The organism is Shigella sp. FC1967 (assembly GCF_001743005.1).
Classification (GTDB): Bacteria; Pseudomonadota; Gammaproteobacteria; order Enterobacterales; family Enterobacteriaceae; genus Proteus.
The window spans coordinates 1-1,544 of record NZ_MIIZ01000969.1; the positions used below are offsets into that span (position 1 = coordinate 1).

Here is a 1,544-nt window from a genome sequence, read left to right on the forward strand (position 1 = left end):
GGGTAGCCAATGCCCGTGCTGATTTTCAACACAAACTCTCTCGTGCAATTGTTGACGAAAACCAAGCGGTAATTGTAGAGACACTGAAATCGGCGAATATGATGAAAAACCACTGTCTGGCTCGCGCTATCGGTGATGCAGGCTGGCATGGTTTTATCACAAAGCTGGAATATAAAGCCGCAGAAAAAGGCGTCCATCTGGTAAAACTGGATCAATGGTTTGCCAGTTCGAAAACCTGTCATTACTGCGGTCATAAAAATGTCAGAAATGCCACTACATAAGCGTATCTGGCAATGCCCTGAATGTGGAGTTGAACATGACCGAGATATCAATGCGGCAATCAATATCCGACACAAGGGCATATTGGAATTACACGCGGCGGGACGCGTCGTTTCAGCCCATGGAGACCCGCGTAAATCCGTCGTACAGAGGGTTGCGGTCTGAGAAGTGGGAAGCCTCGCCGTTTACGGCGGGGAGCAGTCACGTTTACAAGATTATATTCGCCAAGAGTGTATCCATTAATCGAGGATGTGGCTTATTCTATATTATTTTCATGAAATAAATTGAATTTAAAAGAGATTTATTAAGTAATGAGTACTTACATTATTATATTATTTTAGTAATATAAACTTATCTATTGACTAAAATAGTTCCTTATAAAAACCTTATGAAAATCACTCTTGCCACAGACCATCACCTATCTGTGCTTATTGAATTAGATACTTATGCTCAACAGGATTGCTTCACGTATTGAAAGAAATTTAAAGCTTGGCTATCTTGCCAAGCTATTTATCTTCTTGAAATAAATTCGCAAATTGTAGGTTATGGTGTTATTCATCATCACTTTTTTAATAATCCATTTATTGAACTTGTGATGATAGATAAGCAGTATCGTCAGAAAGGTTATGGAAAATGCCTGATTGCTTATTTTCAAGAAAATACGCCAGGAGATAAGCTATTTACATCAACCAATAAATCTAATTATGCAATGCGAAATATATTAATTCAGTTAGGTTTTATTGAAAGTGGTTGTATCGAAAACCTTGATGAAAACGATCTTGAAATTATTTATTGTTTTATTAAGCAAAGATAACTTTTTATAGTGGATTAAACAAAAAACCATCCAGAATCAGATGGTTTTTAACAAAATTATTTTATCTTATTTTTATTCGTTTGAGCTCAATTTCGATCGGGATATAGTAATTCACATCTTTTAATAATGATGCGGGTTTGCTTAAAAGAATCGAAACTGGATATTCCTCTTTAAAAATATACTCTTCAATATCTGGAGCACCTTTCTTTCTTGGTATATTGAGTTTTTTTGAGTAAAATGCCATAGGTATTATAGATAATATCTTTATAATCTAATTTTAATAATGCTTTCAGGAATGCTAAATTTTAAATATCTTATATTTTTCTATCTGAATTTTATGAGTAAGTTGGGCATTATAAATTTCAGGCCTATTTTCCATCATAGTTGAATATTTAACGATTAATTCATTATTTTTTATTAGACAAAATATTATGTACTGCATAGACTTTAT

Annotated in this window: 1 protein-coding gene and 1 pseudogene; both read left to right on the forward strand. The window is 33.9% G+C overall.

Annotation, left to right across the window (positions count from 1 at the left end; translation table 11 throughout):
- Positions 1-444, forward strand: a pseudogene (locus BHE89_RS16860) (RNA-guided endonuclease InsQ/TnpB family protein); the annotation flags it as partial.
- Between the two features lie 343 nt (positions 445-787).
- Positions 788-1,093, forward strand: coding sequence for a GNAT family N-acetyltransferase (locus BHE89_RS16865; RefSeq protein ID WP_128860650.1), 306 nt, complete (start codon positions 788-790; stop codon positions 1,091-1,093).
- The last annotated feature ends 451 nt before the right edge of the window (positions 1,094-1,544 follow it).